General features: G+C 72.0%; 16 protein-coding genes. 4 read left to right on the top strand and 12 right to left on the bottom strand.

Annotated features, from left to right (window positions below):
* Positions 1-242: 242 nt before the first annotated feature.
* The 3 genes from FXO23_RS18055 to FXO23_RS18065 are packed head-to-tail and all read right to left on the bottom strand — an operon-like array spanning position 243 to position 3,232.
* Positions 243-893, bottom strand: a complete 651-nt coding sequence (locus FXO23_RS18055) for a response regulator transcription factor (RefSeq protein ID WP_158886340.1) — start codon at positions 891-893, stop codon at positions 243-245.
* Complete coding sequence (locus FXO23_RS18060) at positions 868-2,466, bottom strand: sensor histidine kinase (RefSeq protein WP_246257488.1); 1,599 nt, start codon at positions 2,464-2,466, stop codon at positions 868-870. Before FXO23_RS18060 ends, FXO23_RS18055 begins: the two co-directional genes overlap by 26 nt.
* 46 nt (positions 2,467-2,512) lie before the next feature.
* Positions 2,513-3,232, bottom strand: a complete 720-nt coding sequence (locus tag FXO23_RS18065; RefSeq protein ID WP_158886342.1) for a dienelactone hydrolase family protein — start codon at positions 3,230-3,232, stop codon at positions 2,513-2,515.
* Between the two features lie 86 nt (positions 3,233-3,318).
* Here FXO23_RS18065 and FXO23_RS18070 point away from each other — a divergent pair, with 86 nt between their 5' ends.
* Positions 3,319-3,540, top strand: coding sequence for a hypothetical protein (locus FXO23_RS18070; RefSeq protein ID WP_246257490.1), 222 nt, complete (start codon positions 3,319-3,321; stop codon positions 3,538-3,540).
* On the top strand, positions 3,541-4,308 hold the full coding sequence (locus FXO23_RS18075) for a hypothetical protein (RefSeq protein ID WP_158886344.1): 768 nt from the start codon (positions 3,541-3,543) through the stop codon (positions 4,306-4,308).
* Between the two features lie 144 nt (positions 4,309-4,452).
* Here the strand turns inward: FXO23_RS18075 and hutI are convergent, their stop codons facing one another.
* The 7 genes from hutI to FXO23_RS18110 all read right to left on the bottom strand — a co-directional run bounded on the left by hutI (position 4,453) and on the right by FXO23_RS18110 (position 12,989).
* Positions 4,453-5,610, bottom strand: coding sequence for an imidazolonepropionase (hutI, locus tag FXO23_RS18080; RefSeq protein ID WP_158886346.1), 1,158 nt, complete (start codon positions 5,608-5,610; stop codon positions 4,453-4,455).
* Positions 5,595-6,902, bottom strand: coding sequence for a formimidoylglutamate deiminase (locus tag FXO23_RS18085; RefSeq protein ID WP_158886348.1), 1,308 nt, complete (start codon positions 6,900-6,902; stop codon positions 5,595-5,597). Before FXO23_RS18085 ends, hutI begins: the two co-directional genes overlap by 16 nt.
* Positions 6,899-8,101 carry an allantoate amidohydrolase gene (locus tag FXO23_RS18090; RefSeq protein WP_158886350.1) on the bottom strand — a complete coding sequence of 401 codons (1,203 nt, stop codon included), beginning with the start codon at positions 8,099-8,101 and terminating at the stop codon, positions 6,899-6,901. The genes FXO23_RS18085 and FXO23_RS18090 overlap by 4 nt, the downstream gene beginning before the upstream one ends.
* A 31-nt stretch (positions 8,102-8,132) precedes the next feature.
* The gene (hutU, locus tag FXO23_RS18095) at positions 8,133-9,785 is read right to left on the bottom strand and encodes a urocanate hydratase (RefSeq protein WP_158886352.1); all 1,653 of its coding nucleotides are present in this window, start codon (positions 9,783-9,785) and stop codon (positions 8,133-8,135) included.
* The gene (hutH, locus tag FXO23_RS18100) at positions 9,782-11,323 is read right to left on the bottom strand and encodes a histidine ammonia-lyase (RefSeq protein WP_158886354.1); all 1,542 of its coding nucleotides are present in this window, start codon (positions 11,321-11,323) and stop codon (positions 9,782-9,784) included. The genes hutU and hutH overlap by 4 nt, the downstream gene beginning before the upstream one ends.
* A 125-nt stretch (positions 11,324-11,448) precedes the next feature.
* Complete coding sequence (locus tag FXO23_RS18105) at positions 11,449-12,480, bottom strand: hypothetical protein (RefSeq protein WP_158886356.1); 1,032 nt, start codon at positions 12,478-12,480, stop codon at positions 11,449-11,451.
* A complete protein-coding gene (locus FXO23_RS18110; RefSeq protein WP_158886358.1) occupies positions 12,477-12,989 on the bottom strand; it encodes a SigE family RNA polymerase sigma factor in 513 nt (170 codons plus the stop codon). Before FXO23_RS18110 ends, FXO23_RS18105 begins: the two co-directional genes overlap by 4 nt.
* A 101-nt stretch (positions 12,990-13,090) precedes the next feature.
* On the opposite strand from FXO23_RS18110, the gene FXO23_RS18115 reads away from it, so the two are divergent.
* A complete protein-coding gene (locus tag FXO23_RS18115; RefSeq protein WP_158886360.1) occupies positions 13,091-13,879 on the top strand; it encodes an IclR family transcriptional regulator in 789 nt (262 codons plus the stop codon).
* Positions 13,880-13,886: 7 nt separating this feature from the next.
* Here FXO23_RS18115 and FXO23_RS18120 read toward each other — a convergent pair whose 3' ends face one another.
* Both FXO23_RS18120 and FXO23_RS18125 read right to left on the bottom strand, forming a co-directional pair.
* Positions 13,887-14,099: a hypothetical protein gene (locus FXO23_RS18120; protein ID WP_158886362.1), complete on the bottom strand. Its 213-nt coding sequence runs from the start codon at positions 14,097-14,099 to the stop codon at positions 13,887-13,889.
* 94 nt (positions 14,100-14,193) lie between these two features.
* Positions 14,194-15,150 carry a glycoside hydrolase family 25 protein gene (locus FXO23_RS18125; RefSeq protein WP_158886364.1) on the bottom strand — a complete coding sequence of 319 codons (957 nt, stop codon included), beginning with the start codon at positions 15,148-15,150 and terminating at the stop codon, positions 14,194-14,196.
* 201 nt (positions 15,151-15,351) lie between these two features.
* Here FXO23_RS18125 and FXO23_RS18130 point away from each other — a divergent pair, with 201 nt between their 5' ends.
* Complete coding sequence (locus FXO23_RS18130) at positions 15,352-16,071, top strand: TetR/AcrR family transcriptional regulator (protein WP_158886366.1); 720 nt, start codon at positions 15,352-15,354, stop codon at positions 16,069-16,071.
* Positions 16,072-16,080: the final 9 nt, after the last annotated feature.

Genomic DNA, 16,080 nt, shown 5'->3' on the forward strand with positions numbered 1-16,080 from the left:
GGGCATCCCGCTGGCGCGTGTCCCCCGTTTCGGACGCGCGAGTCCCTCGTTTCGGCAGGCCGAGTTCCCCATTTCGGCAGGCGCCCCCGGGCACCCCGACGAGCACGGCCTCGTTGCGGCCCCTCCTAGCCGACAAAGCGCGACGAGCATCGGGACGGCAGCCAGGCCGCGCCTGCACGCCCAGACCGGTCACCGTCTCTTGTACGGGAACCAAGTCCGAGGGACCGAAGACAGACTCTCCGTTACGCCACCAGACCGGCTTCGTAGGCGACGATGGCGGCCTGCACCCGGTTCTTCGCGCCGAGCCGGTTCAGGATGGCGCTCACATACGCCTTGACCGTCCCCTCCACCACGAACAACTTCTTCGCGATGTCCGCATTGGACAGTCCGGACCCCACCAGCGCGAGCACTTCGCGTTCCCGTTCGGTGAGCGCGGCGACCTGTTCCCGGGCCGCCGCGCCGCGGGAGAGCTTCCCGGCGGGCAGCTGGGCGATCACCCGCTGCGCGACCTTGGGCGAAAGGAACGCCGCGCCTTCGGCGACCGCGCGCACGCCCGCGATGAGTTCCCGCGGATCGCCCGATTTCAGCAGGAAACCGCTCGCCCCGTCGCCGAGCGCCCGCGCGATGTAGGCGTCCTCGCCGAACGTGGTCAGGATGATCACCGCGGTCTCCGGCACCAGTTTGCGGATCTCCGCGGCCGCGGACAACCCGTCCAGCCGGGGCATGCGGATGTCCAGCAGCGCCACGTCCGGCCGCGTGCTCCGGGCCCGTTCGATCGCCTCGCGGCCGTCCGCCGCCTCGGCGACCACCTCGATCCCCTCGTCGGCGGCCAGGATCGCGGCGACTCCGGCGCGGATCATCGCCTCGTCATCGGCCAGCAGTACCCGAATCATCTTGGTAATACCTCTGATTGATGTCCAAAAACAGGTCTTTTGAGGCGAGCCGACCGTCGACGAAGCACAGCCGGAACACGTCGCTGCGGAAGTCGAACATGCTGACGCCGGTGCCGTAGAACTCGCACACCGATCCAGGCGGCGAGGCCGGTTCCGGACCGGGGGGCCGTTCGTCGCGCTGGCGCGGGGGCAGCAGGTGCGCGATCTCATCGCGGGGCTGGCCGATCCGCATCTGGTCGTACTCGCCGAAGTTGAGCTGCGAGGTCAGCCAGGTGTAGGCGAACCAGATCCCGGCCACCGCGGCGATCGCCGCCATGATCGACGGCGGCATGATCAACGCGTAGACCAGGCTGCGCCGCACCTGCCGCCGCCGCTGGGCCAGTTGCCGGGCGGATTCGGACAGTTCCGCGTCGGTGACCGGGCTGGCAGGCGCGGGCGAACCGTGGTGCGGCAGCGTCGCCACCACCTCGAAGCCGCCGCCGGCCGCGCCCGCGCGCAGCGTCCCGCCGACCAGGCGGACCCGCTCCCGCAGCCCGGCCAGCCCGCGCCGCCCGGACGGCAGGCCGGGCAGCGGTCCCGCGGGCGGGGCGGTGTTGCGGACGCGGACCGCGGTCTCCTCTTTGGTCCGGGTGACCCGCACGGTCACCGCCGCTCCCGGCGCATGCTTGGCCACGTTGGTGAGCGCCTCCTGGACTACCCGGTAGGCCGCGCGCTCGACCATGGGCGGGGCCTCGCCACCATCGTCCACATCGGACCTGATCTCGATCCCGGAGGCCCGGGCGCGCTCGACGAGTTCGCCGATGGTCGCGTCGGCCGGTTCGGTCGGCGCGGACTCGTCCGCCCGGAGCACGCCGATGATCTCGCGCAGCCGTTCGGTGGCGGTCGCGGCGCTCTGCCGGAGTTCGGTGGCCGCGCTCCTCTGCCGCTCGTCCAGGCCACCGGCGACTTCCAGCGCACCCGCGCGGACCGCGATGAGGGCCAGTTCGTGCCCGAGCGAATCGTGCATGTCGCTCGCGATCCGGGTCCGCTCGCGCAGCCGCGCCTCGTCGGCGACGATCCGCTGCTGGATCTCCAGCTCCTGGGCCCGCTGCCAGCCGGTGCGCGCGAGTTCCTCGCGCATCCGGAAATGCCGCCCGATCTGCCAGGGGAACAGCGCGGCGAAGACCAGGACGGTGGTCATCCCGCCCCAGTCCGCCAGATCGTGCCGGCCGATGGCGAGCGAGATCGGGATGCCGGTGGCGGAGACCGCGGCGAAGGTGATCAGGGCCGGGCGCGCGTGTTCCATCCGCCGGCCCGCGAGGAACCCCATGGACAGCATCAGCATGATCGGCCACGCGGGCACCCGGCCCGCGAAGTCGAACAGGATCGCGACGCTGGAGGACGCGGTCGCGATCAGCGAGACGAGCGGCGCCCGGCGCGCGGTGACCACCGAAACGACCACCGCCACCAGGCCGAGGGCGAATTCCCAGGGCGAACGGTTCACCGCGGTCTCGTAGCTCAGCAGCGCGAGCAGCGCCGCCCCGATCACCGCTTCGGGCAGCACCCCCTGCCTGCGCCGCAGTCCCTCCCACACCCGCCGAACGCTACCGGCCGACCTGCGGCGGCACCATTGACGAAAGTCAAGAACCGGCGGTGGTGACCCGGACGAACTCCAGCATCTGCGGCCACGAGAGGGCGTAGGCGTCGGCGTTGACCGGCTTCTCCCGCCGCTGCCGCGAGGTGAACCCGTGCTCGGCGCCGGGGTAGACGTGCACGATGCTCGGCCCGCCGGCGCGCGAGTTCAGCGCGGTCTGCAGGCGGGTGAAGCTCTCCACCGGCACCAGATCGTCCGCGCCGGGGTACAGCATCATCACCGGCGCCTCGATCCGCGCGGCGTGCTCGGCGGCGTCGAGCGTGTGGTTCGGATCCGGGGTGCCGGGGACCGTCGGGTGGTAGGCGACCACGTTCGCGACGCGGGTGTCCCGGCCGCCGAAGAGCAGGGCGAGCCGCCCGCCGAGGCACCAGCCGATGACCCCGGCCTTCGCGCAGCCCAGCTCGCCGAGCAGGTGGTCGAGCAGTCGCCGGTGCTCGTCCAGCACGACCTCGTCGTCCAGTTTCCGCATCAGCCCGAACAGGTCGTCCAGCGGGGTGTCGTCGGCGCTCGGTCCGTGCCACGGGTCCCAGGACAGCGCGGTGATCCCGGACCGCGCGAGGTCGTCGGCGAACTCCCGCAGCTGCGCGCCGATCCCGGTGATCATCGGCAGCAGCAGCATGCCCTGGCGGGATCCGCCCGACGGCCGGGAGAGATAGGCCCGCAATCCGTCCACGGTGATCAGTGACGATTCGATCTCGTGCGGCATACCCCGCACGGTAATCACCCCGCCCGGGACTCCGCCATCAGGCATGATGATCTTCGACCTCGCTCGACGCCGAGTAACGGAGGCCGATGATGAGCACGCGCCCGCGGCGTACCCTCGCCGACCTGCTCGGGGACGATCTGCCCGCCGGAATCGTCGCGCTTCCCGAGGAACACCGGCAGGACCTGGCGGACGCCCTGCGTGACGCACGTCGCAGGCAGTCCGCGGCCCTCGCCGAAGCCGGGGAGGCGGGCCTGCGGCACGTGCCCGCGTTGCTGCGCGGCGCCGTGCGCAAGGCGGTGGGGCTGTAGATGCGCCTCGACTCGCACGCCGAAGTCCTCAAGCTCGCCCGCCTGCTCGGCACCCAACCCGAACGCCTGGCCTACCTGGAAGACCGGACACCCGAGGACCTGCGCCGCCTGCGCGATCAGGTCACCGACTTCCTGTTCGACGCGAACCTCGGCGCGCTGCGACGGATGGCCGCGGCGAGCGGGCTGCTGCCCAGCGCGGTGCTGGCGAAGATCGCCGAGCGGACGTTCGGCCCGCTGCTGTGCGCCCGGATCGCCGGGCTGGTCGACGTCTCGCGCGGGGTCGACGTGGCCAAACGCCTCTCCCCCGCGTTCCTCGCCGATGTCGCGGCGGAACTGGATCCGCGCCGGGCCGCCGGGATCATCGCGCGGATCCCGGCGCCGACGGTCGTCGCGGTCGCCCGGGAACTGGTGCGGCGCGAGGACTGGATCACCATCGGCCGGTTCGTCGGCCACCTGCCGGACCGGACGGTGCTCGCGGCGCTCGAGGTGATCGACGACGCTGCGCTGCTGCGCACCGCGTTCGTCCTGGACGACAAGGACCGGATCGACCACGTGCTCGGCCTGCTCCCGGGCGACCGGGTGGACGGCGTGATGCGGGTGGCGGGCGAGCGGGATCTGTGGCCCGCGGCGCTGGACCTGCTCGAGCACGTCGGCGCGGAACGCCGGGCCCGGTTGGTGGCCTCGATCGAGAACCTCGAACCGGGGCCGCGGGACCGCGCGATCGCCCTGGCCCGCGAACTCGGCGTGCTCGACGAACTGGCGGGCTGACGACCGGCGCTTTCCCACCCCGGCGCCCCGCCGTTTTCGCCCAGGCGCGATAGCAAGGGACCTTTACTCACGTCTGACCGGAGTAAAGGTCCCTCGCTCCCGATCTACCGGAGCAAAGGTCCCTTCCTGCCGGATTACGGCGGGTCAGTGCACGCGGGTGCCGTGGCGCCAGACGGCCCAGGTGAGCGGGACGCCGGGTCGGTAGGCCAGATGCGTCGTCGAGGGCGCGTCGAGCACGTGCAGATCCGCCCGCGCGCCCGGTCGCAGCACGCCCACCGCGCCATCCCCGGTGTCCCGGCGCAACGCCCGCGCCCCGCCCGCGGTCGCCGCCCGGACCGCCTCGTCCACCGACAGCCCCATCTGCAGCACCGCCGTCGCGACGCAGAACGCCATCGACGTGGTGTACGAACTGCCCGGATTGGCGTTGCTGGCCAACGCGATCGTCGCCCCGGCGTCGAGCAGCCGCCGCCCCGGCGCCAGCGGCTGGCGCGTGGACAGATCGCACGCGGGCAGCAGCGTGGCCACCGTGCCCGAATTCGCCAGAGCGTCCACATCGGACTCGGACAGGTACGTGCAGTGGTCCACGCTCGCGGCGCCGTGCCGCACGGCGAGCTGGACGCCCGGGCCCTCCCCGAGCTGGTTCCCGTGCACCCGCAGGCCGAGCCCCCGCTCCGCCGCGGCGGTCAGGATCCGGCCGGACTGCTCCTCGTCGAACGCGCCGGTCTCGCAGAACACGTCCGCCCACCGCACGTGCTCCGCCACCGCGTCGAGCATCTCCCCGCACACCAGGTCCACATAGGACTCCGGATCGGCGCCCGCGGGAACCAGGTGCGCGCCCAGGAAGGTGACCTCGTCGGCGACCGCCGCGGCGATCCGCGCCGAGCGGGCCTCGTCCTCGACGTTCAGCCCGTAGCCGGTCTTGGTCTCCAGGCAGGTCGTGCCCTGCCGCACCGCCTCGGCGACGTGCCGGGCGAGGTTCGCGGCCAGCGCGGAGTCCTCCGCCGCCCGGGTCGCCTCGACGGTCACCAGGATTCCGCCCGCGGTGTAAGGCTTCCCGGCCATCCGCGCCTCGAACTCGGCGGTCCGGTCCCCGGCGAACACCAGATGCGTGTGGCTGTCCACCCAGCCGGGCAACGCCGCGCGCCCGCCGACGTCGACCCGCTCGTCGGCCGACGGCGCCCGGGCGGCCGGGCCGGCCCAGGCGACGCGGTCGCCGTCGAACACGATCGCGGCGTCGCGCAGTTTGCCCAGTTCCTCGTCGTTGGTGGTGAGTTCGGCGATTCCCGTTACGACTGTTGCCACAGCTTTCCGATCTCCCTGTTCAGCACCGCGCGCGGGTTCCGGATGTTCTGGTGCCGCCCGTCCCGCACGCTCCACCGGCCCGCGACCATCACGTCCGTCACGTCGGCGGCCGTCGCCGCGAACACCGCGGCCTCCGGTTCGATGCCCGCGGTGTTGATGTTCTCCAGGTCCACCCGGACCAGGTCCGCGCCCGCGCCCGGCGCCAGCCTGCCCAGCTGCGGCCACCCGATCGAGGCGTAGTTGTTCGCCGCGCCCATCAGCTCGGCGACCGTGAACCGCCCGCGCCGCTCGACGCCCAGCCGCTCGTTCATCTCCAGCGCCCGGGCCTCCTCCCACGGATCGACGATCGCGTGGCTGTCGCTGCCCAGCGAAAGCCGCACCCCGGCGTCGGCCAGCGCGCGGGCGGGCCCGATGCCGTCGCCGAGATCCCGTTCGGTGGTCGGGCAGAAGCACGCGCCGGTCCCGGTGCGGCCGAGCAGGGCGATGTCGTCCTTGGTGAGGTGCGTGGCGTGCACGGCCACCGTGTGCTCGCCCAGCACGCCGTGCTCGTCGAGCAGCGCGGTCGGCGTGCGCCCGTGGTGGCTCAGGCATTCCTCGTTCTCCGCGCGCTGTTCGGAGAGGTGGACGTGCAGCGGGCGGCCCTTCGCCCATTCGGCGACCTTGCCGAGCGCCTCGGCGGGCACCGCGCGCACCGAATGCACCGCCGCGCCCACCACCACCTGCGGGGTCTCCGGTTCGAACGAATCGACCCGTTCGGCCCAGGCGTCCACGTCACCGTCGCTGAACCGCTCCTGGACCGGATCCAGCTCCCGGCCGAACCCGCCCGCGAGGTAGCAGGTGTCCAGCAGCGTCAGCCGGATCGCGGCGTCCTCCGCCGCGGAGACCAGGGCGTGCGCCATCTCGTGCGGCGGGTCGTGCCGCTTGCCGCCGCCCGGGTGGTGCAGGTAGTGGAATTCGCCCACACAGGTGTATCCGGCGAGCGCCATCTCCGCGAAAACGCCCCGCGCCAGCGAGTAGTAGTTGTCCGGGTCCAGCTTCTCGGCGAGGGCGTACATCTTTTCGCGCCAGGTCCAGAACGTCCCCCGATCGTGGTGGGTCCGCCCGCGCAGCGCCCGGTGGAAAGCATGCGAATGGGCGTTCGCGAAACCCGGTACGACCAGGCCGTACAGCATGTTCTCGGTCCGCGGCGAGTCCGGCGTCACCGACCGGATCTCGTCGCGCTCGATCTCGATCCGCACCCCCGAGGCCAGGCCGTCGGGCAACCACGCGTATTCGCACCAGTAGGTCGTCATGTCGACAAATGCTCCAATACCTCGGCCAGCGCCGAGGCGCCTCGGTCGACGTCGCCGGCCTCGGCGAACTCCTCCGGCGCATGGCTGATTCCGGTCGGGTTGCGCACGTACAGCATCCCAGCCGGAACGTGCGCCGCAAGGATCGCCGCGTCGTGGCCCGCCCCGGTCGGCAGCGCCGGGACACCGCCGAGCACGCCGTTCAGCTCGTCACGCAGGCCCGCGTCGAACGTCACGGTGTCCGAATAGGACTCCTCGGTGACGGTGACCGCGCAGCCCTCCGCGGCGGCCGCCGAGCGCGCCTCGCCGCTGATCTCCTCGACCAGCGCCCGGGTGCGGTTCGCGCCCGGCACCCGCGCGTCCAGCCAGAGGTCCACAGTGGACGCGATGACATTGGTCCCGCCCGGGGTGGGCACCAGCCTGCCCACGGTCGCCCGCGCGTCCTCGGCCGCGGCGGCGAAGCGCCGGGCCGCGGCGACCACCGCGGCGGCCGGGAGCATCGGGTCGCTGCGGTCGGTGAGCAGCGTGGCGCCCGCGTGGTTTCCCTGGCCGGTGAAGGAGAACCGCCACCGCCCGTGCGCGATGACCGTACTGCCGACGGCGACCGGCGAGCCGAGGTCGATCAGGCCCCGCCCCTGTTCCACGTGCAGTTCGACGAACCGGCCGATCCGGCCGAGCGCCTCGTCATCGCGGCCGAACCGTTCGGGATCGTGGCCCGCGCGGGCGGCGGCCTCGGCCAGCGTGACGCCGTCCGGATCGCGCAGCGCACGGGCGCGGTCCGGGTCGAGCGAACCGGTCAGCAGCCGGGAACCCAGGCAGGGCACGCCGAACCGGCCGCCCTCCTCCTCCGCGAACACCACCACGGCGAGCGGGCGCGCCGGAGCGAACCCCTTGGCACGCAAGGAATCCACCGCGTCCAGCGCGCTGACCACGCCGAGCGGCCCGTCGAACGCGCCGCCGCCGGGCACCGAATCCAGATGGCTGCCGGTGACCACCGCGTCCGGTCCCGGGCTCCCCCACCACGCCCAGAGGTTGCCGTTGCGGTCGGTCTCCACGTCCAGCCCGCGCCGGGCGGCCTGCTCGGCGAACCAGGTGCGCAGTTCCCCTTCGGCCGCGTCGAACACGTGCCGGGAGTACCCGCCCCGGGAACGGTCCCGCCCGGTGTCCGCGAGTTCGCCGAGCAGCCTCGAGGCGGTAGTCATGCCGCCTCCGCGGGAGAAAGTACGTCGGCGGTCATTCGCTTTCCCGCATCGGCACCCGCACCCCGCGCTCGTCCGCGACCTCGGCGGCCCGGTCGTACCCGGCGTCCACGTGCCGGATGACGCCCATGCCCGGATCGTTGGTGAGCACCCGTTCCACCTTCCGCCCGGCCAGTGCGGTGCCGTCGGCCACGCACACCTGCCCCGCGTGGATCGACCGGCCCATCCCGACCCCGCCGCCGTGGTGGATCGACACCCAGCTCGCCCCGGAGGCGGTGTTGACCAGCGCGTTGAGCAGCGGCCAGTCGGCGATCGCGTCCGAGCCGTCGGCCATGCCCTCGGTCTCCCGGTACGGCGAGGCCACGCTGCCCGAATCGAGGTGGTCGCGGCCGATCACGACCGGCGCCTTCAGCTCACCGCTGGCCACCATCTCGTTGAACCGCAGGCCCGCGAGGTGCCGCTCGCCGTAGCCGAGCCAGCAGATCCGGGCCGGAAGCCCTTGGAAGGCAACGCGTTCCGAAGCCATCCGGATCCAGCGGGCGAGGGATTCGTTCTCCGGGAACAGGTCCAGGATCGCGCGGTCGGTGGCCGCGATATCGGCCGGGTCCCCGGACAGCGCTGCCCAGCGGAACGGGCCCTTGCCCTCGCAGAACAGCGGGCGGATGTAGGCGGGCACGAAACCCGGGAAGTCGAACGCGCGCTCGCAGCCGCCGAGCTTGGCCTCGCCGCGCAACGAGTTGCCGTAGTCGAACACCTCGGCGCCCCGGTCCAGGAAGCCGAGCATCGCGTCCACGTGCTCGGCCATGGAATCGCGGGACCGGTCGGTGAACTCGTCCGGCTTCTTCGCCGCGTAGTCGTGCCAGTCGTCCAGCTCGACGCCCTTCGGCAGGTAGGCCAGCGGGTCGTGCGCGGAGGTCTGGTCGGTGACGATGTCCACCTCGACACCCCGCCGCAGCAGTTCGGGCAGCACCTCGGCGGCGTTGCCGACGACCCCGACCGAGAGCGGGCGGCGCTCGCGTTTGGCGGCCTCGACCCGGCGGACGGCGTCGTCCAGGTCGTCGGCGACCTCGTCCAGGTACCGGGTTTCGACCCGGCGGTGCGCACGCCGCGGATCGCATTCGATCACCAGGGCGACGCCGTCGTTCATGGTCACCGCGAGCGGCTGGGCGCCGCCCATGCCGCCGAGTCCCGCGGTCACGGTGAGCGTGCCGCGCAGCGTTCCGCCGAACCGCTTGGCGGCGACCGCGGCGAAGGTCTCGTAGGTGCCCTGCAGGATGCCCTGGGTGCCGATGTAGATCCACGAACCCGCGGTCATCTGGCCGTACATGGTCAGCCCGAGCTGCTCCAACCGGCGGAACTCGGGCCAGGTCGCCCAGTCACCGACCAGGTTGGAGTTGGCCAGCAGCACGCGAGGCGCCCACTCGTGCGTGCGGAACACGCCCACCGGTTTGCCGGACTGCACCAGCAGCGTCTCATCTGCGTCCAAAGTGGACAGGGACCGGCTGATCGCGTCGAAGCTGGCCCAGTCGCGGGCCGCCTTGCCGGTGCCGCCGTAGACCACCAGATCCTCGGGCCGCTCGGCGACCTCCGGATCGAGGTTGTTGTGGAACATCCGCAACGCGGCCTCGGCCTGCCAGTTCTTCGCGGTCAGCTCGGTGCCGCGCGCGGCGCGAACCGTCCTGGTCATCGGATTTCCTCCCACTGGTCGGCAACGGCGTCGAGCACGGCGCCGGAACGGATGAGGTCTTCGGCGGCGGCGATCTCGGGGGCGAGGTGGCGGTCCGGGCCGGGGCCGTCGACCCGGGTGCGGAGCAGGTCCCGGACCGCGCCGGTGACCGGCGCCGGGCGCAGCGGCGCGCGAAAGTCCAGCGCCCGCGCGGCGGTGAGCAGTTCCACGGCGAGCACCGTGGTGAGCCCGTCGACGGCGCGGCGCAGCTTGCGCGCGGCCGACCAGCCCATCGACACGTGGTCCTCCTGCATCGCGCTGCTCGGGATCGAGTCCACCGAGGCGGGGGCCGCGAGCCGTTTCAGCTCGCTGACCAGCCCGGCCTGGGTGTACTGCGCGATCATGTGCCCGGAGTCCACGCCCGGATCGGCGGCGAGGAACGCGGGCAGCCCGTGCGACCGGGCCACGTCGAGCATCCGGTCGGTGCGGCGCTCGGCGATGCTCGCCACGTCGGCCACCGGGATCGCGAGGAAGTCGAGCGCGTAGGCCACCGGCGCGCCGTGGAAGTTGCCGTTGGACTCCACCCGGCCGTCGGGGAAGACCACCGGATTGTCCACAGCGGACATCAGCTCCCGGTCGGCGACCAGATCGGTGTGGCTCAACGTGTCGCGCGCCGCGCCGTGCACCTGGGGCGCGCAGCGCAGCGAGTAGGCGTCCTGCACCCGGGTGCAGTCCGGGCCGCGGTGACTGGCCACGATCTCCGAACCGGCCAGCGCGGCGAACATCCGGCGCGCCGAACGCGCCTGACCGGGATGCGGCCGCAGTTCCTGCAGGTCCGCGGCGAACGCCCGGTCCGTGCCCAGCAGCGCCTCGACGCTCATCGCCGCGGTCAGATCGGCCACGTCGAGCAGGCGGTGCAGATCGGCGGACGCGAGCACCAGCATGCCGAGCATCCCGTCGGTGCCGTTGGTCAGCGCGAGGCCCTCCTTCTCGGCCGGGGCGATCGGCTCGAGCCCGGCCTCGCGCAGCGCGTCGGCGGCGGGCACCCGGTTTCCCGCGGCGTCGAAGACCTCGCCCTCACCCATCAGCGCGAGCGCGACCGCGGCCAGCGGCGCCAGGTCCCCGGAGCAGCCGAGCGAACCGTATTCGTGCACGACCGGTGCGATGCCCGCGTTGAGCAGCCCGGTGAGCGCGGCCGCGGTGGCCGGGCGGACCCCGGTGTAGCCGGACGCCAGCGTGCGCAGGCGCAGCAGCATCATCGCCCGCACCACCTCGGGTTCGACCGCGGAACCGGCCCCGGCGGCGTGCGAGCGGATCAGCGAGCGTTGCAGCGCGGCGCGGCGGTCGGCGGGGATGTGCCGGACCGCGAGCGCGCCGAATCCGGTCGACACCCCGTAGGTCGGCTGCGTGGCCTCGGCCAGCGCGTCGATGTGTTCCCGGGCCGTGGCGACGTTCCGCGCCGCGACGTCGGTGAGCCGCACGTTCACCGAGCCACGGGCGATCGCGACCACCTCGTCGCGGGTCAGCGGTTTCGAGCCGAGCAGGACGGTTTCACCCATGCCCCCATCCCAGCGCGGCCCGGCCCGCCGCACGACCCGAGATCCACCAAGAGTGTCTGGTATCCCAGACACACCCCGGACCGCACCGAAAGTGCCGCCACTTTCGGCGAGCGCCGCGGGGCGGGTCAGCGAGTGCCGAGCCAGGGGTAACCGGCCTGTTCGTCGACGGTCAGCGCGTCGGTCACGGCGATCAGGTCCGGCAGCGGCATCAAACCGTCGGCGTCGGTGCCGTAGACCGACAGCAGCAGCCCGTTGCCGAGCGGCACCGCGATCCGCGAACCCGGCAGCGATCCGTCCGGCCGTTCGAGGTAGCTGCCGGACCGGCCGCGCACGGTCACCGGTTGGCCGCCCGGGCGGAACTCGGCCCGGCTGAGTTCCACCGACACCAGGTACTTCCCCCGGCGGCCCTGCGCGACCGCGGTCCAGCCGTCCGGCGAGGCGCCACGCACCGAGAAGCCCAGGTCCCGCAGGCCGTCCCCGATCACCGGCATCCGCACCTCCGGGGCCTCGACCGGGCGCACCGAATCGGCGATCCGCCGCGCCAGCGCGAGCGGTTTCGGCAGGTTGCCGACGTTGAGCACGAGGACCGTATCCGCCCCGGGCATCCAGACCAGCCGGGCGAACTGGTCCTCCGCCCGGTCGGCCGCCACGTACCCGCGGGTGCCGCCGACCGGCACCCCGTTCTTGCCGCTGGCCAGGACGCGCGGCACGTCGGCCCAGGCCGGGGCGGTGGCCGGGTACACGGAGAGCTGGGCGTACGGCTCGTTCCCGTCCTGAATGCCCCCGTTGTGCCCGGGGGTCCACGTCCGGTACACCCCCTGATCGTTGGCGTGGCCGCGTTCGGTCTCCACCAGGCCCTCGGGCAGCCAGCCCGGGCCGAAACGCAGGGGCGTCCCCGGCCGCTCCGGGGGCGCGGCCGGTGCGGCGGGCGGCAGCGGCGCCTGCTGGTTCACCGGGGCCAGCAGCCGCAACGACAACGGCACCCCGACCGCCACGATCGCCACCGCGGCGAACGCGGCCAGCAGCCGGAAGGATCCGCGGCGCGGGGTGCGGCCCTGGTGCAGCCCGGCGAGCACGCGTTGCGGATGCGGGGCGCGCTCGGCCTGCCGGGCCAGGGCGTCCCGGATGAGCTGTTCGGTGTCGTGCGGCGCGGTCACAGAGCCTCCCTGGGGGAAAGCGCGGGCTGGCGGGTGACCGTGCGCAAGGTGCTCAGCGCACGGGAAAGGTGGCTGCGCACGGTTCCCTCACGGCAGCCGAGGACCGCGCCGATCTCGGCGTCGGTGTAGTGCTCGTAGTAGCGCAGGACGACCGCGGTGCGCTGCTTGCGGGGCAACCGGGCGATCCGGGCGAGCATCGCGTCGCGCTCGTCGTACTGGAGGTTGGGATCGGGCACCACCGGTCCGATGGCGTCGAGCACGGGCAGGGACAGCGCGACCTCGCGGGCCGCCCGCCGCCGGCGCCACGACAGGTACTCGTTGGTCACCATCCGTTTGACGTAGGCGTGCGGCGCGTCCGTCTCCGCGATCCGCGGCCAGCGCTGCTGCGCGCGGAGCAGCACCTCCTGGACCACGTCCTGCGCCAGATGCGGGTCGCAGGTCAGCACGGTGGCATAGCGCAGCAACGCGTCCAGCCGAGCCGCCACGAACTCGTCGAAGCTGAGGGCCAAGGCAGTCCTTCCGGCGGGGTGTCGTCCCTCAGACGTGACGGCGGATCATTCTGTTGAGTCGTAGCCTCGGGAATCACCAGGAGTATCGAGGAGGGCACCGCGTGGGCACGAGCAGCGATGTCCCGGCGTTGCGCCGGGGCCTGAGCATCCTGCGCGTGCTGGCCGGGCGCGCGGGTCCGGTGTCGGCCGCGACCGTGGCCCGCGAACTGGGCCTGCCGCGTTCGACGACCTACCACCTGCTGTCCGAATTGGAGGCCGCCGGGTTCGTCGCGCATCTGCCCGCCGAACGCCGTTACGGCCTGGGCATCGCCGCGTTCGAGCTCGGTTCCGCGTACCTGCGGCACGATCCGCTGGAGCGGCTGGCCGGTCCGCTGCTGCGCAAGCTCGTCGACCGGGTCGGGCACACCGCGCATCTCGGCGTGCTGCACGGCAACGAGTCGCTGTACCTGATCAAGGAACGTCCCGGCCGCCCGGAGACGCTGGTGACCGAGGTGGGGGTACGGTTGCCGGCGCATCTGACCGCCTCCGGCCGGGCGATGCTGGCGCAGGTGCCCGCCGCCCACGTCCGGGCGCTGTTCCCGGCCGCGTCGGCCTTCCTGCGGCGCACCGAGCGGGGGCCGCGCGGGCTCGCCGAGCTGCGGCAGGTCCTGCGCACCGAGCGCAGGCTCGGCTGGGCGGTCGAGGACGGATACGTCACCCCGGGGTTCGCCTCGGTGGCGCATCCGGTCTTCGACCACGGCCGCCGCCCGCTCGCCGCGATCAGCGTGACCTTCCGGCACCACTGCGCGAACGAGCCCGCGGTGTGCGGGCAGACCTGGCCCGAACTGGCCGCCGAGATCCGCCGCACCGCGGACGAACTGACCAGCCGGATCGGCGGTCGCCGTCCGTGAAGGGTCGCTAACTGTCCGCCGTGCTGCGTCCATCCGCGGTCAGGCCGAGCATCGCCAGCAATTCGGCGCATTCCCGGGCGTCCGACGAGTGCCCCGCGACGGTGAGCGCCGCGCGGCCGTTCTGCTCGTCAAGCCGGACCCGCTCCTCCGCGCGGACCCCGGCGAGCCATCCCTGCTCGTCAACCGGTTTCGGACTGCTTGCGTGCCTTGCCCAAGTCATCTGGCACCTTCTTCCGGCCCCCGTATGGTCGGGACCCGGACAGCATGTCACCCATCGGTGTGACAGCCCTCACCGACCCCCGGTTGCGGCGCGATCAGCTCGATCCGGCCAGCCGCCGGCCCTGCTCCTCGACGATCTCCTTCGCCAGGTCGTCCGGCAGGGCTTCCAGCATCGCCGTCGCGATCTCCTTGCGCGCCTCCGGACCGACTTCCGCCGATTCCTTGCGCCCCAGCAGCTCGGCCAGCATCGAATTGATCGACTGCCCGTTCGGCATCGACGGCCCGCCGGTGAAGATCGCGGCGATGACCGCGAGCTCGAGGCGTTCCAGAATCCGGTTGACGGTCTTCTCGGTTTCGCGTTGCGAAAGGACCATTCCGCGACCGGGCATCGGGCTGTCCCCGCGACCGTCCACGATGTAACCGTAAATGGTCATCAACGCATTGCGTTCATCGTCTCGCAAGTCTTCCTCCTCGGCGAAGTGCCGGTTCGTGTAGGACTCGTTCAGGTCCACACCGCTCGCGTTGATTCCGGGGATCTGCCCGGCTTGGGAATACTGGTGGACGTCGTACCGGCCGGCGGCGGCATCGGGCCGCGCCCCGTACCGCGCGAGCCAGATGACCAGTTCGCCGATGCCCCAGTTGTCCGGTCGCAGCGCCTTGGCGAACGAGTTGTTCATGTACACGCCGGGCCGGAAGCCGAGGGAAGCCACCTTGCGGCAGAACCGGATGGCGAAATCCCGGGCCGCGTTGTTCGGGGCGAACGGGGCCTCGAGATCGAGCATCGGGACGAGGCCGGTCGCGCCGAGGCGGCGAACCTCGTTGATCAGGATTTCGGCCTGACGTTCGGGCGCGGGAGAAGTTTGCGCGTAGTGGTAACCACCGACCGGAATGCCCACCGATCGGGCACCGGAAACCAGACCGTCACCCGGATATTGCGCCCGGCCGCCACCATCGGTGAGTTTCACCCACACATAGCCGACCCCGCGGTTGCGCACCGCCCGCCAATCCGTGACCTTCTGGTATCGCGCATAAAGATCGATTCCAAGGGCCATGGTCACCTCACAAGGCCGGACCCCCACGGTCCGTGACCGGATAACCATTTTCTCCCAATTACCCGAAATGGTCTATCGGCCGTTCCAGTGGTCAGCGGAAGAAACTCGCTCGAACACCGTCCTCCGGCCACGCACGGTCACCAGTGCTCGCTTGACATGTGACTGTTGACGAAATTTCAAATCTGGTCATATGCTCGCACCATGACCGACGCATCCTCCACCTCGGACACCGAAGGCCGGTTCGCCCGGGCCGACCGCATCCTGGACGCCGCCGCGGACCTGTTGCTGCACCTGGGGTACCGCCGGGTGACCGTGGAGGACGTCGCCGAACGGGCCGGGATCGGCAAGGGCACCGTCTACCTGCACTGGAAGACCCGGCAGGACCTCTTCCTCGCCGTGCTGCAGCGCGAGGTGGTGGCCTCGCTCGACGAACTCGTCGAAGCGTTGCGGTCGGATCCCGCCACCGCCCTGCTGCACCGGCTCACCAAGATCCATTTCACGAACGTGCTGCGCCGACCGCTGCTCCGCGCGGTCTACACCACCGATCCCGAAGTCCTGGGCAAGCTCGCGAAGGCCCTGCACGATCTGCAACACCCCCGCCACCACGAGGCGTTCGACGACTACCTGGCCCTGCTGGCGAAACACGACCTGCTCCGCACCGACCTGACCGTGCGCGAGATCTCCTACGCCTACCACGCGACCCTGCACGGTTTCCTGCTGACCGATTCCTACAACGGCGGGCGCACGGCCGAGCCCACCGAGCACAAGGCGGATCTGCTGGCGACCACCGTGCAGCACGCGTTCGAACCCACCCGGCCCGCTCCGGCCAAGGCCCTGCGAGCGGTCGGCCCGCGCGCGATCGAACTGTTCGCCGAATCCGCCGACCTCGACCGCACCCGCCTGCACAGCGCCTACGCCTAGGGAGAATTC

The organism is Amycolatopsis anabasis, from assembly GCF_009765355.1.
Classification (GTDB): Bacteria; Actinomycetota; Actinomycetes; order Mycobacteriales; family Pseudonocardiaceae; genus Amycolatopsis; species Amycolatopsis anabasis.